This window comes from Saccharopolyspora galaxeae, assembly GCF_016526145.1.
In the GTDB taxonomy this organism is placed as follows: Bacteria; Actinomycetota; Actinomycetes; order Mycobacteriales; family Pseudonocardiaceae; genus Saccharopolyspora_C; species Saccharopolyspora_C galaxeae.
In genome coordinates, this window is sequence record NZ_JADDUE010000005.1 from 45549 (window position 1) to 68533 (window position 22985).

Annotated in this window: 20 protein-coding genes; 13 read left to right on the forward strand and 7 right to left on the reverse strand. The window is 70.5% G+C overall.

Annotated features, from left to right (window positions below; translation table 11 throughout):
* Window positions 1–41: 41 nt before the first annotated feature.
* Complete coding sequence (locus INP57_RS12980; RefSeq protein ID WP_200070450.1) at window positions 42–1235, reverse strand: cytochrome P450; 1194 nt, start codon at window positions 1233–1235, stop codon at window positions 42–44.
* Window positions 1236–1306: 71 nt separating this feature from the next.
* Between INP57_RS12980 and INP57_RS12985 the strand changes: the two genes are divergently transcribed.
* A complete protein-coding gene (locus INP57_RS12985; protein WP_200070451.1) occupies window positions 1307–2197 on the forward strand; it encodes a helix-turn-helix domain-containing protein in 891 nt (296 codons plus the stop codon).
* A gap of 31 nt (window positions 2198–2228) precedes the next feature.
* Here the strand turns inward: INP57_RS12985 and INP57_RS12990 are convergent, their stop codons facing one another.
* Window positions 2229–3725 carry an MDR family MFS transporter gene (locus INP57_RS12990; RefSeq protein ID WP_200070452.1) on the reverse strand — a complete coding sequence of 499 codons (1497 nt, stop codon included), beginning with the start codon at window positions 3723–3725 and terminating at the stop codon, window positions 2229–2231.
* Window positions 3726–4263: 538 nt separating this feature from the next.
* On the opposite strand from INP57_RS12990, the gene INP57_RS12995 reads away from it, so the two are divergent.
* The 3 genes from INP57_RS12995 (at window position 4264) to INP57_RS13005 (ending at window position 6932) form a co-directional block, all read left to right on the forward strand.
* Complete coding sequence (locus tag INP57_RS12995; protein ID WP_200070453.1) at window positions 4264–5532, forward strand: alpha-hydroxy acid oxidase; 1269 nt, start codon at window positions 4264–4266, stop codon at window positions 5530–5532.
* Window positions 5533–5609: 77 nt separating this feature from the next.
* Window positions 5610–6050, forward strand: a complete 441-nt coding sequence (locus INP57_RS13000; RefSeq protein ID WP_233627502.1) for a hypothetical protein — start codon at window positions 5610–5612, stop codon at window positions 6048–6050.
* A gap of 105 nt (window positions 6051–6155) precedes the next feature.
* Window positions 6156–6932 (forward strand): HAD-IIA family hydrolase, encoded by a 777-nt coding sequence (locus INP57_RS13005; protein WP_200070775.1) that lies wholly within the window; start codon window positions 6156–6158, stop codon window positions 6930–6932.
* A gap of 21 nt (window positions 6933–6953) precedes the next feature.
* Here the strand turns inward: INP57_RS13005 and INP57_RS13010 are convergent, their stop codons facing one another.
* Window positions 6954–8957 carry a S9 family peptidase gene (locus INP57_RS13010; protein WP_200070455.1) on the reverse strand — a complete coding sequence of 668 codons (2004 nt, stop codon included), beginning with the start codon at window positions 8955–8957 and terminating at the stop codon, window positions 6954–6956.
* A gap of 268 nt (window positions 8958–9225) precedes the next feature.
* Between INP57_RS13010 and INP57_RS13015 the strand changes: the two genes are divergently transcribed.
* Window positions 9226–9795, forward strand: coding sequence for a TetR/AcrR family transcriptional regulator (locus tag INP57_RS13015; protein WP_200070456.1), 570 nt, complete (start codon window positions 9226–9228; stop codon window positions 9793–9795).
* A gap of 87 nt (window positions 9796–9882) precedes the next feature.
* On the opposite strand, the gene INP57_RS13020 is transcribed toward INP57_RS13015, so the two are convergent.
* Window positions 9883–10317, reverse strand: coding sequence for an Lrp/AsnC family transcriptional regulator (locus tag INP57_RS13020; protein WP_200070457.1), 435 nt, complete (start codon window positions 10315–10317; stop codon window positions 9883–9885).
* 176 nt (window positions 10318–10493) lie between these two features.
* On the opposite strand from INP57_RS13020, the gene INP57_RS13025 reads away from it, so the two are divergent.
* From INP57_RS13025 to INP57_RS13035, 3 genes are read left to right on the forward strand one after another with little or no spacing between them, the layout of a single operon-like run.
* Complete coding sequence (locus tag INP57_RS13025; protein ID WP_200070458.1) at window positions 10494–11573, forward strand: thiamine pyrophosphate-dependent enzyme; 1080 nt, start codon at window positions 10494–10496, stop codon at window positions 11571–11573.
* A complete protein-coding gene (locus INP57_RS13030) occupies window positions 11570–12544 on the forward strand; it encodes an alpha-ketoacid dehydrogenase subunit beta (RefSeq protein WP_200070459.1) in 975 nt (324 codons plus the stop codon). The genes INP57_RS13025 and INP57_RS13030 overlap by 4 nt, the downstream gene beginning before the upstream one ends.
* 25 nt (window positions 12545–12569) lie before the next feature.
* On the forward strand, window positions 12570–13883 hold the full coding sequence (locus INP57_RS13035) for a dihydrolipoamide acetyltransferase family protein (RefSeq protein ID WP_200070460.1): 1314 nt from the start codon (window positions 12570–12572) through the stop codon (window positions 13881–13883).
* A gap of 81 nt (window positions 13884–13964) precedes the next feature.
* Here INP57_RS13035 and INP57_RS30495 read toward each other — a convergent pair whose 3' ends face one another.
* Window positions 13965–14282 (reverse strand): zinc ribbon domain-containing protein, encoded by a 318-nt coding sequence (locus INP57_RS30495; RefSeq protein WP_200070461.1) that lies wholly within the window; start codon window positions 14280–14282, stop codon window positions 13965–13967.
* On the opposite strand from INP57_RS30495, the gene tnpA reads away from it, so the two are divergent.
* Window positions 14179–14571: an IS200/IS605 family transposase gene (gene tnpA / locus INP57_RS13045; protein WP_374220943.1), complete on the forward strand. Its 393-nt coding sequence runs from the start codon at window positions 14179–14181 to the stop codon at window positions 14569–14571. The two genes, INP57_RS30495 and tnpA, sit on opposite strands and share 104 nt — an antisense overlap.
* Before the next feature lie 96 nt (window positions 14572–14667).
* On the opposite strand, the gene INP57_RS13050 is transcribed toward tnpA, so the two are convergent.
* Window positions 14668–16752, reverse strand: coding sequence for a glycoside hydrolase family 2 protein (locus INP57_RS13050; protein WP_200070463.1), 2085 nt, complete (start codon window positions 16750–16752; stop codon window positions 14668–14670).
* 355 nt (window positions 16753–17107) lie between these two features.
* Between INP57_RS13050 and INP57_RS13055 the strand changes: the two genes are divergently transcribed.
* From INP57_RS13055 to INP57_RS13070, 4 genes are all read left to right on the forward strand, one after another.
* Entirely contained in the window at window positions 17108–18604 is a 1497-nt protein-coding gene (locus INP57_RS13055) for a sodium:solute symporter family protein (protein ID WP_200070464.1), read from the forward strand.
* A 173-nt stretch (window positions 18605–18777) separates the two neighbouring features.
* Window positions 18778–19779 (forward strand): LacI family DNA-binding transcriptional regulator, encoded by a 1002-nt coding sequence (locus INP57_RS13060; protein ID WP_200070465.1) that lies wholly within the window; start codon window positions 18778–18780, stop codon window positions 19777–19779.
* A gap of 37 nt (window positions 19780–19816) precedes the next feature.
* Complete coding sequence (uxaC, locus tag INP57_RS13065) at window positions 19817–21286, forward strand: glucuronate isomerase (protein ID WP_200070466.1); 1470 nt, start codon at window positions 19817–19819, stop codon at window positions 21284–21286.
* 79 nt (window positions 21287–21365) lie between these two features.
* Window positions 21366–21578: a hypothetical protein gene (locus INP57_RS13070; protein ID WP_200070467.1), complete on the forward strand. Its 213-nt coding sequence runs from the start codon at window positions 21366–21368 to the stop codon at window positions 21576–21578.
* A 56-nt stretch (window positions 21579–21634) separates the two neighbouring features.
* On the opposite strand, the gene INP57_RS13075 is transcribed toward INP57_RS13070, so the two are convergent.
* Window positions 21635–22978, reverse strand: coding sequence for an LLM class flavin-dependent oxidoreductase (locus INP57_RS13075; protein WP_200070468.1), 1344 nt, complete (start codon window positions 22976–22978; stop codon window positions 21635–21637).
* Between the last annotated feature and the right edge of the window lie 7 nt (window positions 22979–22985).

Below are 22985 nucleotides of genomic sequence, written 5' to 3' on the forward strand. Positions count from 1 at the left end.
CGGATTCCTCGTCGGCACGCGACTTTCCGCCGCAGGCGCCGTCACCTCTCCCACCGCACGGGCAGCTCGTCCGGGCCGCGCAACGCGGTGCCGACCTGGCTGGTGATGCGGACGGCGCACCCGGCGCGCAGCCGCAGCCCCGGCAGGCGCCGCAGCAGCACCTTCAAGCCCGCTTGCAGCTCGGCCACGGCGAACCACGTGCCGAGGCAGGTGTGCGGCCCCTGTCCGAACGCCAGCAGGTCGGCCGAGCGTCGGGTGACGTCGAAGCGGTGCGGATCGGCGTGCGCGGCCGGGTCGCGCAGCGCCGCGTTGATCGAAAAGATCATCGGTGTCCCCGCGGGTATCTCGATTCCTTGCCACGTGGTGGTTTCCGGGCAGATGCGCGGCAGCAGGCCCACCGGCGGCTCCCAGCGCAACCCCTCCCAGATCGCCCACGGCACGTGCTCGTCCGGGTCGCAGCGCACCAGCTCCAGCTGATCGGGATGGCTCAGCAGCGCGGCCAGCGTGTTGGCCAGCGCGAAGACCGTGGTGTCCGCACCGGCCGGGAACAGCAGGCGAAGGAACGCCAGCACCTGTTCGTCGTCGAGGTGCTCGTCTTCGGCGGTTTCGGTGACCAGCATCGAGATCAGGTCCGCACCGGGTTCGCGGCGGCGCCGGTCGAGGATCGGGCGGACGTGTTCGGTGAACTCCGCGGACGCCGCCATGGCCGCATCGGGATCGAGCGGGTAGTTGAACAGGTCTTGCGCCCAACGCCGCACGGTTCCCTCACTCTCCGCGGGCAACCCGAGCATGCGGCTGATGAGCAGCACCGGGTAGCGGCTGGTGAACTCCGCGACCAGGTCGGCTTCCCCGCGCGCGGCGAACCGGTCGATCAGCTCGTGCGCGAGCGGCTCCAGCAGCGGTTCGACGTACTCGGCGACCTTGCTGCGGCGGAACGGTGGTGCGGCGACGGCCCGGTTGATGCGGTGTTCCCGGCCGGACATGCACTGCAACGTCCGGCCGAGCACCGGTTGTGTGGTCAGCGGGTAGATCGCCGCGGCCGGGAACGTGCCCTCGTCCTTGAACGCGGCGCTGACCAGCTCCCGGGTCAGCAGCAGCACCGCGCGCGTGCCGGCGAACGGCACGCTCGCATAGGGCTTTTCCGCGCGCAGGCGGGCCAGCACTTCGTGCAGTTCGGGGATGTCGTCGAAGGCGAAGTCGATGCCTTCCGGGTCGGCGGGTCCGGGTGGTTTCATCGCGAACCTCCTGGCACGACTATTCGTGCTACGGTCACCGATATTCGGTTCGATCGAGATTAGGGGGCGCTGTGCCGGAGGGCAACGACCGGTCGGCGTCGCCGCCCACGCGACGAGTGGTCCGCGTCGTCGAACTGATCGCGGGCGACACCGGTCCGGTGAAGGGCGCGGAGATCGCCGACGAGCTGGAGCTCAGCAGGTCGACCGTCGCGGCGATCCTCGACACCCTCGATGAGCGCGGCTGGGTGCGCCGCGCACCGGACCGCACCTACCGGCCGGGACCGCGACTCCGCACGCTCGCAGGTGCGTCGGGCACCGATGCGGCGATGCCCACCGGCACGGAAGACGTGCTCGCCGAACTCGCCGAGCGGGTTGCCTGCGGAGCGTCGCTGAGCCTGGTCACCCGCACCGAGTCGGAGTTCGTGGCGGTGACCGCAGGGCCGGGCAGGTTGCCCGCGGGCATCACGACCGGCACCAGACTGCCGCTGCGCGCTCCCGCGGGCGCGGCCGTGGTGGCCTTCGCCGACGAGCGGCGGCAGCGCGCTTGGCTGGACACCGCAGAACCCGGGCAGCGGCCCGGCCTCGCCGACGCGCTCGAACACATCCGCACGACCGGGGCGGCGTTGTGGGGCATCGACGCCGCGGACCCAGCGATGCTGGACGTGCTCTCGGAAGTCGTCGAACACCTCACGAACGATCCGGCCGCGCAGCTGCGCGAACGCGTGCTGTCGCTGCTGGCGCGGATCAGCGGCGAGCCCTACGGTTCCGCGCAGCTGCGCTCGCGGAAACGGCAGCCGCTGACGCATCTGGCGGCTCCGGTGTTCGACGGCACCGGGCGAGCCGCCTGGGAGCTCCACATCGGCCCGTTGCGGCAGGACGTCGACCTCGGGGAACGACGCCACTACATCGACGAGCTGGTGCGAGCGGCGGCCTCGCTCGGGCCACCACCCGCCGGCGGCTGAGCGCCCGTTCCGGCGCACGGACGATTCCGCGCTACCGCTTGGAGAACGTCCGGTCCGAGGGCTCCTGGCGACCGTCGCCGATGGTCGCGCCCGCAGCCGCGGCGCCCCCGCGCCCGCGCACGAACAGCGCGGTGACGAACGCGAGCACCCCGACACCTCCAGCCACCACGAACGCGGTCCGCAACCCGGCGGCGTCGGGCGCTCCGGTCGCGGCCGCGCTGCCAGCGGCCGCGACGGTGACGAACACCGCGGTGCCGAACGCGCCCGCGACCTGTTGCAGCGTGGACAGGATCGCGCTGCCGTGCGAGTAGAGGTGGTCCGGCAGCACGCTCAGCGACTCGGTCATCAGCGGCGTCATCATCAGCCCGAGCCCGGTCATCAGCAGGATGTGGATCCCGATGACCGCGCCCAGCGCCGAGTCCGGCCCGAGCGTGGCGAACAGGCACAGCGACACCGCCATCGCCAGCGCCCCCGGGATCACCAGCGGCCGCGCGCCGAAGCGGTCGAACAACCGCCCCACCGGGCGCCCGAGCATTCCCAGCACCAGCCCGCCCGGCAGCACCGCCAGGCCGCTGACGAACGTGCTGGTTCCCAGCACCGTCTGCAGGTACAGCGGCAGCAGGATCGCCCCGGCACCCAGCAGGCACATGAACAGCAGCGCGGCGAGCACCAGCGCGACGACGAACGGGCGGTAGGTCAGCGGGCGCAGGTCGAGCAGCGCGCGGTCGTCGCGTTGCAGCCGCACCTGGCGCGCTGCGAACACCACCAGCGCGACCGCGCCGACGGCGATGGCCGCCCACGGCGGCACCGGCTGGTGCCCGCCCGCGGACTCCCCCATCGCGGAAAGCCCGTAGAGGACACCGCCGAATCCGAGCGCGGACAGCAGCACCGAGCCGACGTCCAGCGGCACCCGCCGGGTCGCGGCGTCCAGCCGCATCCAGACCGCACCGATCACGAGCGCCAGCAACGACAACGGCAGCACGAGCCAGAACATCCACCGCCAGCCCAGCCAGGCCAGCACCGCTCCGCCGATCGTCGGACCGATCGCGGGGGCGACCGCGATGACGATGGTGATGGTGCCCATCGTCGCGCCGCGGTTGGCGGGCGAGACCAGCCGCATCACCGAGGTCATCAGCAGCGGCAGCATCACCGCGGTGCCGAACGCCTGCACCACGCGCCCGGCGAGCAGGACTCCGAATCCAGGTGCGAGCCCGCTGAGCAACGTGCCTGCGCTGAACAGCGTCAGCGAGGCCAGGAAGACCTGCCGCGGGGTGAACCGCTCCAGCAGGAATCCGGTGATCGGGATGACCACCGCCATGGTCAGCAGGAACCCGCTGGTCAGCCATTGCACGGTGGTGGTGGACACGCCCAGGTCCTCGGTCAGATCGCGCAACGCGACGCTCAGGATCGTCTCGTTGAGGATCATCACGAAGGCCGAGACGACCAGCACGGCGATCAGCACCGCCGCCCGCGGTGCTGCGACGTCCCGGCCGGAGTCCGCTGTCGCGGTGCTCGCGGAGTCGGTCATGGGTGGGCACACCTCGCAGCGGTAGTTCCGGTTCGCCGTCCGGCGCTGTTCGCAGCGCGCGGGCGGCCGGTCGTGCAAGAGCGGCGATCCGCTCCGCATCGCCTGCGAGCGGGGATCGGACGGCGTTGCACGGCACGGCCAGCTTTGCACTCCCGATGCCGCTGATCGTCCCCAGCTCCCCGGTCGCAAGGAAAATCACAGTCGGCGAAACGACGCCCCCAGCGCCGCGACCCCCGATGCCGCAGCCCGCAATGCCGTGATCCGCAGTGCTGGAAACCCCAGCGCCAGAACCCCAGTGCGGCTGCCGCCCCCAGCACCGACTCGTTTCAGCCTACCGCAGCAGAACTCCCGTTCCGGCGGGGAGAGCGAATTACACGTCCGGCCCGGTGCGGCCGGGAATCGGCGCCGAGCGGCCTCGGGTCCGAGCCCGGTGGCACCAGCGCACGAGCGAACCCCGGCCCGCGCTCGGGCCGTCGCCCGCTGCCGGTGACCGAAGCGGGGCAATCGTGTGATGATGTCCCGCCCGAGGAAGGAACCGATGCCGAACAAGATCTCCCTGGCCGCCGTCTCGCGGGCGCGGCAACTGCCGAAGTGGTCGCAGCTGCGCGAGGTCGTGCAGTTCAGCAAGCCGGCGTTCGGCCGCACCGCCCGCCGCCTGGAGAACGCCCGCACCATCGGCGAGCTGCGCGCCGCGGCCCGGCGCACCACTCCCCGCGCGGTGTTCGACTACGTCGACGGCTCGGCCGAGGAGGAGATCACCGCCGCCCGCAACATCGCCGCCTTCCGGCGCGTGACGCTGCGTCCGGAACCACTGCGCCCGGTGACGGATCCGGACACCGCGATCGAGCTCGCGGGCGAACGCAGTGCGCTGCCGCTGGTGTTCGCGCCGACCGGTTACACGCGGATGATGCACCACCACGGCGAGGCGGCGGTGGCCCGCGTCGCCGAGCACTTCGGCGTCCCGTACTCGCTGTCGACCATGGCCACCACGTCCGTCGCGGACGTCCGGGAGGCCGCGCCCGGCGTCGCGCTGTGGTTCCAGCTCTACTACACGCAGGACGCCGAGCTGAACGAACTGCTCATCTCGCGGGCCCAAGCCGCGGGCTGCTCGACGCTGCTGCTGACCGTGGACACCTCGGTGCCGGGCAAGCGCCTCAAGGACGTGGCCAACGGGCTGACCATCCCGCCTGCGCTGACGGCCAGGACGTTCCTGAACATGTCGATGTTCCCGGCGTGGTGGTTGCACAAGCTGACCACCCCGGGCATCGGCTTCGCCTGCCTCGACGGGGTGCGCGGCAACTACACCTCGGAGGACCTGGCGCGCACGTTGTTCGACCCCGGTCTGGACTTCGCCGCGCTGGAGCGGCTGCGGCAGCGCTGGCCCGGCAGGCTCATCGTCAAGGGGATCAACACCGCCGAGGCCGCGCGCGAGGTCGTGCGTCGCGGCGCCGACGGCGTGGTCGTGTCCAACCACGGCGGCAGGCAGCTCGACCGCTCGGCCGCGACGCTGGAGGTGCTGCCCGCCGTCCGCGCCGCCGTCGGCGAGCGGGCGACCGTGCTCATCGACGGCGGTGTCCGGCACGGCGCGGACATCGCGGTCGCGCGGGCGCTGGGCGCGGACGCGGCGATGATCGGGCGCGCTTACCTGTACGGGATCATGGCCGGGGGCCAGGACGGCGTCGTGCGCGCCTACGAACTCCTCGCCGAGGAGTACCAGCGCTGCATGCAACTGCTCGGAGTGCGTCGCAGCGCCGACCTCGCCGCACGGCACGTGGCGCTTCCGGGGAACGGCCGCGACGACCGCTGATCCGGCGCGTCCGGCGGGCAGCACGACTGTCCATTGAAGACGGTCGAATCGCGGGGTGCGCACCGCGAGCCGCCGCCGTGCTGACCATCGCGGTGCCCCTGCAACTGCTCGCGGGCGTTTTCGGTTTCCTGAACAGGGACCCGGTCCTGGCGATCGGGATGAGCACGCTCAGCGCCACCTGGCTGACGACGAGCGTGCTGACGCTGCGCAGCGCACCCGGCGGGCACAGCCCGGTGCTGGGTGTGGCCGTGCTGTTCCTCGCCGCGGCGGTGTTGCTGTGCGCGGTCGTGACCGCCGCCGGGAAACCGCTGGTGGCGATCGTGCTCACGTTCGCCGGGTGCCGGTTCGCGTTGACCGGCGTGGTCGAGTACCGGCAGCTACCGATCGCACGGCTCTGCGATGGCTGGCTGGGCCTGGGGGTGTGCGTGGTCGCGCTCTACGCGGCCGCGGCCTTCGCACTGCAGGACGTGCACCAGCGGACGATCCTGCCGACCCTCAGCCGCGCTGGCCGGTCGTGAGCACCGGCCGACCCTGAGCGCTGCGAGCCGCGCGGGCGGGCAGTCGCGCCGGGCGCCGCATGGGACCATCCCGATGTGGTGGATGCGGATTCGTGGGTTTACTTGATGGACCTCAACGGCGTGTTGATGCGCGACGAGGAGAACGCCGTGCCGGGCGCCGAGGAGTTCCTGGCAGCCCTGCGATCGGCGGGAATTCCGTTCCTGGTGTTCACCAACGAGTCCGTGCACACGCCGCGGGACATGCGCGCGCGGCTGCTCGAACGGGGCCTGGACGTCCCCGAGCACACGATCTGGACCTCGGCGCTGGCCACTGCCCGGTTCCTGCGCGAACAGCGTCCCGGCGGGTCGGCTTACGTCCTCGGTGAGGCCGGGCTGTCCGCGGCGCTGTTGGACGCCGGTTACGTGCTCACCGGCGACGATCCGGATTACGTCGTGCTCGGTGAGACGCGCACCTACAGCTTCGAGGCGATCACGCACGCCATCCGGCTGATCGAAGGCGGCGCCCGGTTCATCGCGACCAACCCGGACGAGAAGGGGCCGGGTGCGGAAGGGCCGCTGCCCGCCACCGGGGCCGTCGCCGCGCTCGTGCAACGGGTGACCGAGCACGAGCCCTACTACATCGGCAAGCCGAACCCGCTGATGATGCGCTCCGCGCTGCGGGCGGTGGGCGCGCGCTCGGCGAACGCGATCGTGCTCGGCGACCGGATGGACACCGACGTGCGCTGCGGCATCGAGGCCGGGATGCGGACGATCCTGGTGCTGTCCGGGCTCTCCGGCCCCGATGCCGTGGCGGGGCACCCGTATCAGCCGACTGCGATCGTCGATTCGGTCGCGGACATCATCGAGCACGTCCGCGATCCGTTCGGGTCCGGTTCGGCCTAGCAGCCTCTTGGCAGTCCCCGGCTACTTTTCGCCGAGGACGTAGCGGTCCATCCACTCCAGCAGCGCCTCGTTCTGCGCGCGCCGGTGGGTGACCGGCCCGAGCACCGAACCGACGTGCGAGGTTCCGGGAAACCGCAGCATTTCCGCCGTGACGCCGCGGCTTTTGAGGACCGTGTAGAACTGTTCGGTCTGCCCCGGCGGCGCGCGGTGGTCGCTCTCGTGCTGGAAGAACAAGGTCGGCGTGCTGGACCTGTGCGCGTAGGTAACAGGTGAGCAGCGCCGGTAGAGCTCGGCGCGTTCGTGCGGGTCGCCGCCCATGAACGAGCGGCCCGCCCAGATTCCGATGTCGCTGGTGCCGTACATGCTGGAGAAGTCGAACAACGGGTCCTCGGGGCACGCCGCCCGGAACCGGTCGGTCTGGGTGGTGAGCCAGCCGCTGAGCGTGCCGCCGGCGGAAGCGCCGAACACGCCGAGGCGGTCGGAATCGGCCAGGCCGATCGCGATCGCGTGATCGACACCGGCCATCAGGTCGGCGCAGTCGAGGTTGCCCCAATCCGAGGTGATCGCGGTACCGAAGTCGTCGCCGTAACCGGTGGAACCGCGGTGGTTCACGAACAGCACGCCGTATCCCGCACCGGCCAGCATCAGGAAGTCGAAGACGAAGGTGTGGCCCCATCCGGCGTGCGGTCCACCATGGATTCCCAGCAGTGTCGGCAACGGGCGCTTCGCGCGCGCGGGTTCGAGGTACCAGCCCTCGACGGCCGTGCCGTCGGTGCTGGTGAACTCCAGGTGGTGCACGGCGGGCCACTCGAGCCGGGCCAGCAGCTCGGCGTTGAGTTCGGTCAGCCGACTCTCGGTCCCGGTGGCGGTGTCGAGCACGTGCAGGTCACCGGGGTCGCGGATGCCGAAGGCGGCGAACAGCAGCCGGTTCCCGCGCAACCGCACCGGTGCGCACCCGCGCTCACCCCCCGCCACGGGTTCGTGCGACTCGGCCCCGGACAATCCCACGCGCAGCACCCGCACTTCACCTCCGCGTTGCGCGGGCAGGTAAGCGTGCCGGGAGTCCGCGGAGATCAGGACGCCCGCCATCGTGAAGGCGAACGCGGGCATGTCCGGGACGAGCCGTCCGCCGACATCGTCCACAAGCCCCGTCGTGCGCCGCTGGTGAACCCCGGTTTCCGGGTCGTAGACCCACAGGTCGGCTTTCGATCCCGCGCGCCGACCGTCCTCATTGGTCAGCACGTACGCGATGCGCCCGTCGGGGCACACCGCGTGGCTCGCGATGGCCCCGCCACTGGCCACATCGGACACCGAACCGTCGAGGTCGACCCTTCGCAGCCGGTTGAGCATCCCCATCGATTCCGGGTCGAAGCTCGCGTTGAACACGAGCGCCGCACCGTCCGGTGTCCACTGCGGAGCGGTGTTCAACGAGCGGTCTTCGGTCAACCGCACGGGTTCGCCGCCTTCGGCCGCGACCACGTAGACGTCCTGCAGCGCGTCCTCGATGACGCCCACACCGTCGGCCCGCCAGGCCGCGCGGTCGACTCGATACGGCAGGGCGGGGTCGCGCCGCGTTCCGGGTGGCACGGCGGTGAAGGCGATGCGCGTCCCGTCCGGCGAGAACACCGGCCCACCACCGACCCCGTCCGGGAAGGCGGTGAGCTGGCGCGCTTCGCCGCCGTCGAGGGGCAGCGCGAAGATCTGCGGCACGCCGGTGCGGGTGGACAGGAACGCGATTTCGCGCCCGTCCGGCGCGAACGCGGGGTGCGCGTGCACCGCGTCGACGCTGGTGAGTTGCCGTTGACCGCCCGAGGAGACCGCCACCTGCACCAGGTCGGTGTGGTCGGTGTTCGCCTCGACGTCGGTGCGGGACAGGGCGAACACGACCGACTCGCCGTCCGGCGACAGGTCCGCCGAGGTCGCGAACCGGAGGCGGAACAGGTCGTCCGGTTCGATCGGCCGAAGCGCCTCATCCGAGTCCGGGCGCTCGGCACCTGCACCGGCCGCGCGATCGTCTACCGGCATCTGCACCAAACCCCCGCAATTCCGCCAACACCTGCACACAACAACGAGCCCGCCCGGTTCGCCGAGCGCGGCCCGCTCTCCAGGAATACCTGCATCAGCTCCCGGAGTCGACGCAGATCGCTAACGGTGAACAACGGCGAGCCGCCGGCTTCGCGTTCAGAGCAGCGGAGCCGAGGGCCGCCCGGCCTAGCGGAAACCCCCGAACGGCGGCTCACCGCCACGAGCGCGCGCGTTGAACACGACATGTACCGGTCGGTACACTCGGCTGGTGAGTTCCAGGTCCGACAAGCGCGCCGAACTGCTGCGGCAGGTGGTGGACCAGCTGGCCGAGCACGGCATCGCCGACATGTCGTTGAGCCCGCTGGCCGCGCAGCTGGGCACCAGCAAGCGCATGTTGCTGTACTACTTCGGCAGCCGGGACAACCTGATCGCCGAGGCGATCGCCGCCAGCAGGCCGGACGTCGCCGGGCTGTTCAGCGGTGTGCACGACGCCGCGAGCCTGCGCGAGGCGGCGTGGGCGCTGTGGACGGCGATCACCGAAGGCCACCAGCAGCGGCCGATCCGCATCCTGTTCCAAGTGCTGAGCCTGGCGCCGACGCAACCGGACCGGTACGGCGCGGTGGCTTCCGAGGCCGTCACCGCCATGGTCGATCCGCTGGTCCCGGTACACCGCGATCTCGGTTTCGACGAGACGGAGGCGCGCGCCCGGGCGAGCCTGCTCATCTCCGGGCTGCGCGGGCTGTGCCTGGACCGGATCGTCACCGGCGACGTCCCCAGGATCGAAGCCGCCGCCAGGACGCTGATCGCGACCGCGACCACGCTGCCCGAGTCGCGCTGAACGCGGCGAACTCGAAGCAACTCCTCACCCGCAGGAAGTCGACGAGCCCGGACTCACGGCCGTGCGCGAGGGCCGACCGGGAAGGGCTCAACCGTCCAAGTTGCGGTCCCACGAGGCCATCACGATCAGCGTCTTGGTGCCCGCCACCTTCCCGGTGCGCCGGATGGCGTTGACGACCCGCTGCAGGTCGTCGACGTTGCGCACCCGGAAGCGCACCAGCGCGTCCGGGTCGCCGGAGGTGGTGAAGTACTGCTGGACCTCGGGCACCTGCTTGGCGATCTGCTCGATCTCGGCGGTGTCGGTGGCGCCGGTCAGGCGGATCTCGGTGAAGGCGTCCAACTCCCCCACCGCGGCGTCGTCGGTGATCGCCACGTAGCCCTTCAGCACGCCGTCGCGTTCGAGGCGTTCGATCCGGCGGGACACCGGCGCGCCGGAGAGCCCGACCTGCCTGCCGATCTCGCTGACGGGCGTGCGCGCCCGGGTTCGCAGGATCTCGACGATCCGCCGGTCCGTGTCGTCCATGGAGCACCTCGCACGTATCTTGCGCCGCCAGCCGAGATCTTGCGTCCGGGACGGCTCGGCAGGCTTGTTCCGCTGCGTTTCGTGCGCTGATTGAACCAAACAGTTGTCGCTGTCGGCGCGGCGCTGAAACGGTGCGCACCGCGTGCCCGCTGATCCGCCCGTCCCCTTGGAGCGCCATGGACCCCTCGCCGTCCCCGCCCGAGCCGTGGTCCGCGCTCGACGCCGAAGGCCGGTTGACCGCGCACGAGCTGCTGCCGAGCGGTGACGATGCGCTCGACCTGCACCGCGCCCACCGCGACATGGTGCTGGCGCGGCGGCTGGACACCGAGGCGATCGCCTTGCAGCGCCAGGGCGAGCTCGGGCTCTGGCCGTCGCTGCTGGGACAGGAGGCCGCGCAGGTCGGCGCCGCCTCGGCGTTGCACGAACGGGACGTGGTGTTCCCGACCTACCGCGAGCACGCGGCCGCCTGGTGCCGCGGCGTGGACCCGGTGGACCTGCTGGGGCTCTTCCGCGGCACGACCCTCGGCGGCTGGGATCCGCACGAGCGCGGCTTCAACCTGTACACGCTGGTGATCGGCGCGCACACGTTGCACGGGGTCGGCTACGCGATGGGCATCGTGCGCGACGGCGACGTGGGCACCGGAGACCCGGGGCGGGACCGCGCGGTGCTGGTGTTCCTGGGCGACGGCGCGCTCAGCGAAGGCGAGACGAACGAGGCGTTCGTCTGGGCGGCGGCGCAGAACCTGCCGGTGGTGTTCTTCTGCCAGAACAACCAGTGGGCGATCTCCGCGCCCTATTCAGTGCAGAGCCGGGTTCCCGCCGCGCAGCGTTCGCAGGGATTCGGCTTCCCGGGCGTGCGGGTCGACGGCAACGATGTGGTGGCCTGCCACGCGGCCGCGCACGACGCGCTCAGCACCGCCCGGCGCGGCGGCGGGCCGACGCTGATCGAGGCGGTCACCTACCGCCGCAACCCGCACACCACCTCCGACGACGACTCGCGCTACCGCGCCGCGGCGGAGAACGACGACTGGGCGCAGCGGGACCCGATCGAACGGCTGCGGTCGCACCTCGGCGAATCCAGCGAATCGCTGCGGGCCGAAGAGGACCGGCTGGCCGACCGGCTGCGCCGCGGTTGCCGCGAACTTCCCGTGCCTGCCCCGGATTCGCCGTTCCGGCACACCTTCGCCGAGCTGCCGCGGGAACTGGCCAAGCAGCTCGAGGAGCACCTCGCGTTCGTGCAAGGGCAGCAGGCATGACGGGCACCGCGCTCGCCCACGCCTTGAACCGCGGTCTGCGCGACGCGCTGGCCGCGGACAACAAGGTGTTGCTGCTCGGCGAGGACATCGGGCGTCTCGGCGGCGTTTTCCGCGTCACTGCCGAGTTGCAGAAGGACTTCGGCGAGTCGCGGGTGGTCGACGCGCCGCTCGGTGAAGCGGGGATCGTCGGCAGCGCGATCGGGTTGGCGATGGCCGGGTACCGGCCGGTCTGCGAGATCCAGTTCGACGGCTTCACCTTCCCGGCGATGAACCAGATCGTGACTCAGCTGGCGAAGTACCGGCACCGGTCCGGGGGTCTGGTGTCGCTGCCGGTGGTGATCCGGATTCCCGTCGGCGGCGGTATCGGGGCGATCGAGCACCACGGCGAGTCGCCCGAGGCGTACTTCGCGCACACGGCCGGATTGCGGGTGCTGAGCCCGTCCACCGCGCAGGACGCCTACGACCTGATCGGGCAGGCCGTCCGCTGCGACGATCCGGTCGTGTTCCTGGAGCCGAAGCGCTCCTACTGGCGCAAGGGCGAACTCGACACCGCGGCACAACCGTCCGCAATGGATAGTGCGCGGGTGGTTCGGCGCGGCGGCGACCTGACCTTGGTGGCGTACGGAGCGCTGGTGCCGATCGCGCTGGAAGCGGCCGAAGCGCTGGCCGAAGAGGGCCGCGACGTCGAGGTCGTCGACCTGCGGTCGCTCTCGCCCGTGGACGACGAGACGGTGGTGGAGTCGGTGCGGCGCACCGGACGGCTGGTCATCGCGCACGAGGCTTCGCGGACCGCCGGGCTCGGCGGCGAACTCGCAGCCCGGGTGCAGGCCGCCGCGTTCTACTCGCTGGAGGCACCGATCGTGCGCGTCACCGGGCACGACACCCCGTACCCGGCTGCGCGGCTGGAAGCGGACTGGTTGCCGAACCTCGATCGCATCCTGGAGGGCTGCGACGAGTCCTACGCGCATTGACCCGAGGTCGCGAGCAGGAGTCCGCGTGAACAGCACCGCCCAGGAGTTCCACCTTCCCGATGTCGGCGAGGGCCTGACCGAAGCCGAGATCGTGACGTGGCACGTCGCCGAAGGCGACCCCGTCGCGGTCAACCAGGCCGTCGTCGACATCGAGACCGCGAAGTCCGTGGTGGCACTGCCCGCACCGCACGGCGGTGAAGTGCTCGAAGTGCTCGCCGCCGAAGGGGAAACGGTCCAGGTCGGCACACCGATCCTGCGCATCGGCTCGCCCGCCGGACCGGAGCAGCCTGCCGGCGATGCCTCGTCGTCCAAAGCGGACGCTGCAGAGTCCGCTGAGGACGAACCGAAGCTTCTCGTCGGATACGGCAACACCGGTGCGAATTCTCGGCGGAGTCGCCGGCAGCGTCGGGATTCGCAACCGCAGCAACAAGAATCGGCTACGGCCCGGCACCGCCCCCTGGCCAAGCCGCCCGTGCGCAAGCTCGCCAAGGAACTCGGTGTCGACCTCGGGGAAATCCGGCCGAGCGGGCAGCACGGCATCGTGGCGCGCCAAGACGTGCTCGCACACGCCGAGAAGAACGAGGCCCCGATCGAGACCGGGCGAACCGAGACCCGGGGAACCGGGGCCGGGCGAACCGAGACCCGGGTGCCGATCAAGGGCGTGCGCAAGCGCACCGCGGAGGCGGTGGTCGCGTCGGCTTTCACCGCACCGCACGTCACCGAGTTCAGCACGATCGACGTCACCCGCACGATGCAGCTGCGCGAGCAGATCCAGCAGCGGCGCGAGTTCCGCGACGTCAAACTCACCCCGCTCGCGTTCGCGGCGCGCGCCTACCTGGCCGCGATCGCCCGGACTCCGATCGCCAACGCCCGGTGGGACGAGGACGCCCAGGAGATCGTGCTGCGCGAACAGGTCGACCTCGGCATCGCCGCCGCAACGCCGCGCGGGCTGGTCGTGCCCAACGTCGAAGCGGCGCAACGGCTCTCCCTCCGGGAATTGGCCTCCTCGATCAACGAGCTCGCCGAAACCGCCCGCGCGGGCGCGACCACTCCCGGGCAGCTGGCGGGCGGCACCACGACGATCACCAACATCGGCGTTTTCGGCGTGGATTCCGGCACGCCGATCCTCAATCCCGGACAGACCGCGATACTCGCGGTCGGGGCGGTGCGCCGGATGCCGTGGGTGGTGCACGACGAGCAGGGCGAACGCATCGAACCGCGCTCGGTGCTGCAACTCGCGCTGTCGTTCGATCACCGGGTGATGGACGGCCAGCAGGGCTCCGAACTGCTGGCGGACACCGCCGCGGTCCTGGCCGATCCCGGAATGGCGTTGCTTTGAATCCTCCCGCCTGAAGGCGGGAGATTCCTGACTCAGGCAGCCTGACCGCGTTGCACGCGGTCAGGACTCACGCCCTCAACATCAGCCGGGTTGAAACCGAACTAGCATCACGCGTGCGGAGTTCTTGTCCCTCGGGGACCAGGCTCCGCACGCAGTGCAGGTGTAGGTACGTTCCGACAGCGGCAGGCGGTGCTTGGCTCTCGCGCCGCACTGTCCGCAGTCCATCGTGGTGTGCTTCGGGTCGACCAGCCGCAGCACGCGGTCGTGCTTGCGGGCCTGCTCGACCAGCGCAGTCTTGGTAGCGCCGATCGCAGCGTCAGCGGCCTTACGGGCCATCGTGGTCTTCGCGAGAAACCTTGGTCGGAAGGACACGCACCTGCGGCGGATGGAAGAGGTCATGCGGGCGGTGTGTGAGGACTTTGAAACCGAATTGGCCGAGTTCAACGGCGAGTCGAACCACGTGCACCTGCTCGTACACTTCCCACCCAAGGTCGCCGTGTCCAAGCTGGTCAACAGCCTGAAGGGTGTGTCCTCGCGGATGCTGCGGAAGGAGTTCGAGGACCTGCGGTTCTCGTACTGGAAGGGCGTCCGACTGTGGTCCGGCAGCTACTTCGCCGGTTCCGTGGGTGGCGCGCCGCTATCGGTAGTGCGGCAGTACATCGAGCAACAACAGCGTCCGCCTGTGTAGGTCACCGCTGGGCACGTCGCCCACGGACTGGACGCGCTTACTCCCCGCCCTGACGGGCGAGGCATCCGCGCTACGTTCGTTTGGTGAACGACATCGTCACTGCTGGCTCAGCTGCCAGGTGACCTCGTCGGTGTGCACCGATCCGTGCACTTCGGCCTGTGCGGTGAGCACGTTCGAGCCCGGCCGCAAGCGCACCGGCCAACTGAACACCCGGCCGTCGCGCGTGCCGTCGCCGAGCGGCGCGCCGTTGAGGGTCAGTGCCACCGATTCGGCGTTGGAGTACACCCGCACGGTCGTGTCCGGCTCCGTTCGGTGCGTCCACCGCCTGCTGGTGATGTGCAGAACCGCTTCGTCGCTCCAATGTGCTTTGTAGCAGTGGAAGGCGTCTTTGCGGACGGCACGGTCGTGGGTGACCAGACCCTTGTCGTTGATGCCGGGCGCAGCGCCCTCATCGCGGCTGTCGGAGGCGAAGTCGAACATGTTCCACAAGAACGTTCCCCACAGGTACGGGCGCTCGTCGATCTGGGCGATGAAGGATTCGTGCAGCAACGCCTGGTATTCCTCGGGATGCCACTGCCCGTCCGGAACCGGTGGCGCGGCCAGTGATGCGGGGCCGTGCTGGTCGATGTTGGCTCCGGCGCCGTACTCGGTAACCGCGATCTTGCGCATCGGATCGGCGGCGTGCAGGGAATCGGCCCACTGTCCGAACTGGTCTGCCGTGCCCTCGTACCAGCCCTCGTAGCGGTTGTAGCCGGACAGCTCGGCGTGCTCGGTGAACGGGTCGTCGTCGGCGCGTTTGAGCACGTTGGCGTAGGCGGAGGCGCGTTCCGGGTCCTCGGTGCGGACCAGCTCGGCGAGTTCTGCCAGCAGCGCGTTGATCTGCGGGTCCTTGTCCGTCTGGTGGAAGCCCAGCTCGTTGCCGATGCCCCAGAACAGCACCGAAGGGTGGTTGTAGTGCTGCCGGATCAGCTCGCGCAGCTGCTGCTTGACGTTGTCCCGGAAAGCCGCTGAGTCGGTGATCTCGTTGACCCACGGAACCTCGGTGTAAACCGCGAAACCCGCGGAGTCGGCGAGATCGTAGACCAGCGGGTCCTGCGGATAGTGCGCGGTGCGCAGCGCGTTGACGCCCATCTCGCGCATCAGCGCGAAATCCTGCTCGTGGTCGCCGTCGTCGACGGCGAATCCCTTGCCCCGCCGGTCTTGGTGGCGGTTGACACCGCGCAGCCGCAGGGGTTCGCCGTTGAGCGAGAACCCGTCTGACGGCGAGACGGCGAACGTCCGCAGTCCCAACGGTTCCGTCACCGCGTCGAGCGGCCTGCCGGTGTCCACCTCCCGCAGCTGCACCTGCACGCGGTGCACATGCGGGTCGGCGCGCCCGTTCCACAGCCGCGGTGATCCGATGTGGACCGGGAAGGTGCACTGTCGCCGCCCGCCAGCGGCAAGGGACACGGCAGGCGCGGATTCCTCCGCCACCACGCGACCATCGTCATCAGTGATCGTGGCGCGCACATCCACGTGTTGGGCCTGCTCGGAATCGTTGGCCAGTTTCGCCGTGACCTCCACCGTGGCCGCATCCGCGCGAACCTCGCGCTGCCGCAGGTAGACGCCCGGCCCGCCGTGATCGAGCAAGTCCAGGTGCACCGGCTCGGTCAGCTGCAGGCGAACACCTCGGTACAGCCCGCCGAAGAACGTGAAGTCCGCCGAAAGTGGCGCCACATCCGGATTTTCCCCGTTGTCCACGCGAACTAGCAAGTCGTTCGCACCGGGGCGCAGCACCTCGGTCACGTCGAACCGGAACCGCGTGTAGCCGCCGCTGTGCTGTCCCAAGTGAACACCGTTGAGCCACACGTCGGTGGTCGTGTTCGCACCGTCGAATTCCAGAAAGGCGCGCCTGCCGGCCGATTCCGCGCTCAACGGCAACTCGCGCCGATACCAACCGGCACCGCGCCGGTAATCGTCACCGCCGTCCTGACCGTCGCGGGCGTTCCAGCTGTGTGGCAACCGAATGCGCTGCCAATCGCCCCGCTCGCCGAAGCGGAACGACCAACCGGTGTCCAGCTCGACCTGTTCCCGCATAGGGGACGGTGCCGCGGAGACCGCGCGCGGCAAGACGGACCATGCCAGTGGTACCGCAGCGGCACCGAGGACGACCTGACGCCGGGAGAACCGCGCGTTGACCATGCTGCTCCTCCATCCGGACGGGCGCGCACGCCTAGCTGGCGCACGCCCTGAGCACTTCCACGGGCCGACCGGCCGAACGCCGCGACCCGGCGGTCGTGTGATCGTCATCGCGGAAACCGCCGGGAGCCAAGGAGTTGCCGCGAGTTGCCGACGCCGGCCGGCGCCGGATCCGCGCAGCCCACGCCCCGGCCGGAGCGAGGCAACTGTTGGCAACCGATTGCCGCGCGGTTGCGCGCTTGCCTAGCTTGTACGCGCTCGAAGTCGGCCTGCGGGCCGAGTCGCGCGGCGATCCCGCACAACGAGGTGGAAGCCGGAGAACGGAGCGAACCGTACCGGCGCCGGGAGAGGAATCGACATGCATCCGCTGGACTGGGCGGTCGTGGCAGGCTACCTGCTGGTCATGCTGGGCATCGGGGTCTGGGCGCACCGCCAGGTCGCAGACACCGCGGACTTCTTCACCGCAGGCGGGCGGATGCCGTGGTGGCTGGCCGGGATCTCGCACCACATGTCCGGCTACAGCGCGGTCGTGTTCGTCGCCTACGCCGGAGTGGCCTACGAGCAGGGCATCGTGTCCTACGTCGTGTTCATGTTCCCGCTCGCGATCGCCACCGGCATCGGCGCCTTCCTGTTCGCGCCGAAGTGGAACAGGCTGCGCCTGCACTACGGCATCGCCTCCCCGCTGGAGTACCTCGCGCGCCGGTTCAACGTCACCACGCAGCAGGTGCTGGCGTGGAGCGGGTCGCTGCTGAAGGTCTTCGACGTGGCGGCGAAGTGGTCGGCGATCGCCCTGCTGCTGCAGGAGTTCGTCGGCGTGCCGCTGGTACGGGGCATCGTCATCACCGCCGTGGTCACGCTCGTGTACTGCACCGCCGGGGGCCTGTGGGCGGACGCGCTGACCGAGCTCGGGCAGTTCGTCATCCAGGGCGTCGCGGCGTTCGCGATGATCGCGGCGGTCGGTATCGCGTTGGCGGACAAGGGGTTGAACTACGCGACGTTCTGGAGCGCGCTGCCGTCCGGGCACACCGACCCGACCACGAGCGACTACCCCGCCTACTTCCTGCTGGTGTACGTGATCGTGAAGACCTTCGAGTACAACGGCGGCATGTGGAACCTGGCGCAGCGCTACATCGCCACCCCCGATGCCCGCGCCGCCCGCCGCACCGCGCTGCTGTCCAGCGGCTTGTACCTGCTGTGGCCGGTAGTGCTGATGCTGCCGATGTTCGCCGGGCCGCTGCTGGTGCAGGTGTCCGACCCGGAGGACGTCTACGCCGAGATGGCCCTGCAATTCCTGCCCGCGGGCCTGCTCGGACTGGTGCTCGTCGGCGTCTTCTCGCACACGATGGCCATGGCCGCCTCCGACGCCACCGCCATCTCCGCGGTGATGACCCGCGACGTGCTGCCGAAGATCTGGCGCCGTGCCAAGGGATTCACCGACAAGCAGTTCCTGGCGGCGGGCCGGGTGCTGACCGTGGCGTTCGTGTTCCTCAGCGTCGTGATCGCCATCAACGCCGAAAACCTCGGCGGGGTGTTGGGCATCATCGTCGCATGGGTCGGTGCGCTGATCGGGCCGATCTCGATCCCGATGATGCTGGGGATGCTGCGCCCGTTCCGGCGCATCGGGCCGGCCGCGGCGCTGTCCTCGTGGGCAGGCGGGCTGATCACGTTCGCGGTCACCAAGTACGTGCTGCAACTGCAGGAAGCGATCACCGTGGTCTCGCCGGTGCTCGTGTCGCTGGCGCTGTTCGGACTCGTAGGAACGCTGCACCGGGACGCTCCCCCGGCCGCCGAGGAGATCACCGCCGCCCTTGCCGAGGACGAGCGCGAATCCGCGGCCCAGCCGACGGCTCCGTAACGCACCCTGTTCCCACCCGGACTCGGGAACTAGCGTGGCAACCGGTTGCTGCACGGTTGCAGGGAGGCTGCAAGCTCCGGGAATTTCAAGCCTCGTCAGCGGCGGAGCTGCTGAGCAGCGACCGTGCAAGCAACCGGCACCGCCACGCAAATCCTGCCGAAAGGACTACTCAGGTGGGCAGGCCGACGATCTACGACGTGGCGAAGCACTGCGGCTTGGCCGCCTCGACGGTCTCCCGCACCTACTCCCACCCGAGCCGGGTGAATCCGGCGACCAGGGAGAAGGTGCACTCCGCCGCGCAGCAGCTCGGCTACACCCCGCGCCCGCTGGCGCGCGCCGAAGCGCCGGGCCGGGCCAGGACGCTGACCCTGGTCGTCACCGACATCTCCAACCCGTACTACGCGAGCCTGATCAAGTCGGCCCAGCAGCAGGCGCTGGCGAACAACTACACGCTCGCGCTGGCCGACAGCGACGAGTCGCCGCGCGTCGAGGTGCGCAACCTGCGGCAACTGCTGGCGACCGCCAGCGGCGCCATCCTGGCCACCTCCAGGCTCTCCGACGAGGCCATCCGCCGGCTCGCCCGGTACCGGGCGCTGGTCATGGTCAACCGGGCCGTCGACGGCGTGCCCAGCCTGGTCGTGGACACCGCGGACGGGATGCGCAAGGCGGTTCGCCACCTCGCCGCCATCGGGCACCGCCGCATCGCCTACCTGTCGGGGCCGCACAACTCCTGGATCAACAGCGCCCGCTGGCGCGCGGTGCAGGAAGAGACCGGTGCGCTGGGTGTGGAAGCGGAGTTCCTCGGGCCGTACGCGCCGAACCGGCAGGGCGGTCAGGAAGCCGCCGACGCGCTGATGCTGCGGAACCCGACCGCTGCGCTGGCCTACAACGACCTCATCGCGATCGGGGCGCTGCAGCGCTTGCAAGCCGCCGGGGTGCGGGTTCCGGCCGAGTTCAGCCTCGTCGGCTGCGACGACATCTTCGGCGCCGACCTGATCGCACCGGCCCTGACCACGATCTCCGGGCCGACCGAGCGGGTCGGCAAGTACGCGGTGGACATCCTCGACGCGCAGCTGGGCAAGCCGTTGTCCGCACCGGAGTCGATGGTGTTCGAGGCGCACTTGGTCACCCGCGGTTCCACCGCGCCGCCCCGCCCGGCAACTGCTGGCAACTAGTTGTCGCGGCGATCGACCGGCGGCGAAGCTGTGCGGCATGGACGGCGGCAGCACCTCGAGCACCGGATCCGACCTCGCCGCCCGCTACGGCGGTCGCGCGCCCCTGCAGCCGCATCCCGATCGGCTGCTACCGCCCGATCCCGGGCAGCGCGGCATCGCCCGCCGCCTCTACGACAGCGTGCGGGAGCTTCCGCTGCTGAGCCCGCACGGGCACGTCGATCCGGAGTTGCTGGCCGCGGACCGCCCGTTCGGCGATCCCGCCGCCCTGCTGGTGACACCCGATCACTACGTGACCCGCCTGCTGCACGCGCACGGCGTGCCGATGCGGCGGCTCGGGCTGGCCGACCGCGACGGTTCCGCCCCCGCCGAGCCGCGCGAGGTGTGGCGGACGTTCTGCGCGCATTGGCCGCTGTTGCTGGGCACGGCCTCCAGGCAATGGCTGGAGGCGGAGCTGCACGACGTGCTGGGAGCGAGGCTGCAGCCCTCGGCCGAAACCGCCGACGAGCTGTTCGACGAACTGTCCGCCCGACTCCGCGAACCGGAGTTCCGCCCCCGCGCACTGTTCGAGTCCTTCGGCATCGAGGTGCTGGCCACCACCGACGATCCCGCCGACGAGCTGCGCCACCACCGCGCACTGGCCGCCGATCCCAGCTGGTCCGGGCGGGTGGTGCCGACGTTCCGCCCGGACGCCTACCTCGACGCCACCCGGGCGGACTGGCCGCAGTCCCTCGACCGCCTCGCTGCTGCCAGCGGCATCGACACCGGTGACTACGCGGGATTGATCCGCGCACTGGAAGAACGCCGGGAGTTCTTCCGGGCCAACGGCGCGACGGCCACCGACCACAGCGCGCCAGACGCGGGAATGGAGTTCCTGGACACCGACGAGGCATCCGGGTTGTTCCGCCGAGTCCGCGCCGGACGGGCCGACCCCGGCGAAGCGCGGCGGCTTTCCCGCCAACTGCTCGGCGAAATGGCCCGGATGTCCACCGAGGACGGTTTGGTGATGGCGCTGCACACCGGCAGCATGCGCAATCACCACCCGGAGACGTTCCGCCGGTTCGGCGCCGACACCGGCCACGACATCCCGATGCGCGCCGAGTACACCGAAGCGCTGCGACCGATGCTGTCCCGGTTCGGCACCCACCCCCGGTTCCGAACCGTGCTGTGCACCCTCGACGAGACCGTCTTCTCCCGCGAACTCGCGCCGCTGGCCGGCTTCTACCCATCGGTGTACCTGGGTGCACCGTGGTGGTTCCTGGACGCGCCGCGGGCGATGCGGCGGTTCCGCGACGCCGTCACCGAAACGGCCGGGTTCCACCGCAACGCCGGGTTCATCGACGACACCCGCGGGTTCTGCTCCATCCCGGCCCGGCACGACACCGCGCGCCGGGTCGACGCCGCGCACCTGGCCGGGCTCGTGGCCGAGCACGTGCTCAGCGAGCAGGATGCGGCCCGGATCATCCACGACCTCAACGACCGGCAGCCGCGCATCGCGTTCCGGCTCTGACCGCACCCGCTCGGCGAGCATGCCCGGCCGCCTGGACGGGTACAGCAGTTCCAGGACCGACCGCACGGGGTGAGCGACGATGGCGAACAACGCGCATTTCAACAACACCGGACCGACGCCGACGGTGACCGTCCGGGACGACCGGGGAAGCTCGGTCGTCGAGCTCGAGCTGTCCGCCGGGCAGCCCGGACCGGAACAGGCCGACGAACGGCTCCGCACCGCCGGGTGGACCCGCAGTGCCGACTGGACCGCGGCCTCGGACGGTTACGTGGCACCGGTCGTGCCTTCCTGACCCGATCGTCTACTTTGGATACACCCGGTGGCGCGGGTAGGTAGCGCGGTCGAAGCTCAACGCGGCAATGCGGTGCCTTCTCCGGGCGCGAACCGGTTCGCCGGGCGGGCCAGGCCGTAGTGCTCACGCAGGGTGCTTCCGCCGTAGTCGGAACGGAACAGGCCGCGCGCCCGCAGGATCGGCACGACGTGGTCCACGAACTCGTCCAATCCGGACGGCAGCACCGCGGGCATGATGTTGAACCCGTCGGCGGCGCCCGCGGTGAACCAGTGCTCGATGGTGTCCGCGACCTGCTCCGGCGTGCCGGTGAACGTGCGGTGCCCGCGCCCGCCGCCGAGGCGGTGGATGATCTGGCGCACGGTCAACTTCTCCCGGCGTGCCAGGTCGACGACGAGCGCGTAGCGGCTCTTGGCGGTCTCGATCCGCTCCTCGCCCGGCAGGTCGTCCGGCAGCGGCCGGTCCAGATCCCGCTCACCGAGTTCGATCCCCAGCGTGTCGGCCAGCCGTGCGAGGGCGTAGCCGTGCACGATGCGCTCGGTAAGCTCGGAATCCTTGCGCTGCGCCTCCGACTCGGTCGAACCGATCACCGGGACGATGCCGGGCAGGATCTTGATCTCGTCCGGTTCCCGGCCGCGCTCGGCGGCGCGTTGCTTCAAGTCCGCGTAGAAGGCCTTGCCGTCGTTCAACGTCTGCTGCGCGGTGAACACCGCCTCGGCGTAGCGGGCAGCGAGATCCTTGCCGTCCTCCGAGGATCCTGCCTGCACCAGCAGCGGACGGCCCTGCGGCGATCTCGGTGCGTTCAACGGTCCGTCGACGCCGAAGAACTCGCCGCGATGCCGGATCGGGTGCACCTTCGCGGCGTCCGCCCACACACCGTCCTTGTCCCCGACCTGCGCGTCGTCCTCCCAGCTGTCCCAGAGCTTGCTCGCGACCTCGACGAACTCCGCCGCGCGGCGGTAGCGCAGGTCGGGCGCGGGCAAGTCGTCGAAGCTGAAGTTCCGCGCCGCCTCGACCGTCGCGTTCGTGACGATGTTCCAGCCCGCGCGGCCACCGCTGAGGTGGTCCAGCGCCGAGAACCTCCGCGCGAGGTTGTACGGCTGTTCGTAGGTCGTCGACGCGGTGGCGATGAGCCCGATCCGGCTGGTGGCCGAGGCGAGCGCGGTCAGCAGCAGGGTCGGTTCCAGCGCGACCGCCGGGCGCTGGCCCACGTCGGCGCGCAGCACCGGGCTGTCGGCGAGGAACAGCGAGTCGAACGTGCCGCGCTCGGCGGCCTGCGCCAGGTGCACGTAATGGTCCAGGCGGGTCGCCGCGAATGGGTCGCTCTCCGGCAGGCGCCAGGCGGCTTCGTGGTGACCTGCGTTCATCAGGAAGGCGTTCAGGTGCAATCGGCGTTGCGACATCGGGATC

Coding starts and splice junctions, on each gene's coding strand:
- INP57_RS12980 (WP_200070450.1), bottom strand. CDS start 1,235: ATGAAACCACCCGGACCCGCCGACCCGGAAGGCATCGACTTCGCCTTC.
- INP57_RS12990 (WP_200070452.1), bottom strand. CDS start 3,725: ATGACCGACTCCGCGAGCACCGCGACAGCGGACTCCGGCCGGGACGTC.
- INP57_RS12995 (WP_200070453.1), top strand. CDS start 4,264: ATGCCGAACAAGATCTCCCTGGCCGCCGTCTCGCGGGCGCGGCAACTG.
- INP57_RS13005 (WP_200070775.1), top strand. CDS start 6,156: ATGGACCTCAACGGCGTGTTGATGCGCGACGAGGAGAACGCCGTGCCG.
- INP57_RS13010 (WP_200070455.1), bottom strand. CDS start 8,957: ATGCCGGTAGACGATCGCGCGGCCGGTGCAGGTGCCGAGCGCCCGGAC.
- INP57_RS13020 (WP_200070457.1), bottom strand. CDS start 10,317: ATGGACGACACGGACCGGCGGATCGTCGAGATCCTGCGAACCCGGGCG.
- INP57_RS13025 (WP_200070458.1), top strand. CDS start 10,494: ATGGACCCCTCGCCGTCCCCGCCCGAGCCGTGGTCCGCGCTCGACGCC.
- INP57_RS13030 (WP_200070459.1), top strand. CDS start 11,570: ATGACGGGCACCGCGCTCGCCCACGCCTTGAACCGCGGTCTGCGCGAC.
- INP57_RS30495 (WP_200070461.1), bottom strand. CDS start 14,282: ATGACCTCTTCCATCCGCCGCAGGTGCGTGTCCTTCCGACCAAGGTTT.
- INP57_RS13050 (WP_200070463.1), bottom strand. CDS start 16,752: ATGGTCAACGCGCGGTTCTCCCGGCGTCAGGTCGTCCTCGGTGCCGCT.
- INP57_RS13055 (WP_200070464.1), top strand. CDS start 17,108: ATGCATCCGCTGGACTGGGCGGTCGTGGCAGGCTACCTGCTGGTCATG.
- uxaC (WP_200070466.1), top strand. CDS start 19,817: ATGGACGGCGGCAGCACCTCGAGCACCGGATCCGACCTCGCCGCCCGC.
- INP57_RS13070 (WP_200070467.1), top strand. CDS start 21,366: ATGGCGAACAACGCGCATTTCAACAACACCGGACCGACGCCGACGGTG.
- INP57_RS13075 (WP_200070468.1), bottom strand. CDS start 22,978: ATGTCGCAACGCCGATTGCACCTGAACGCCTTCCTGATGAACGCAGGT.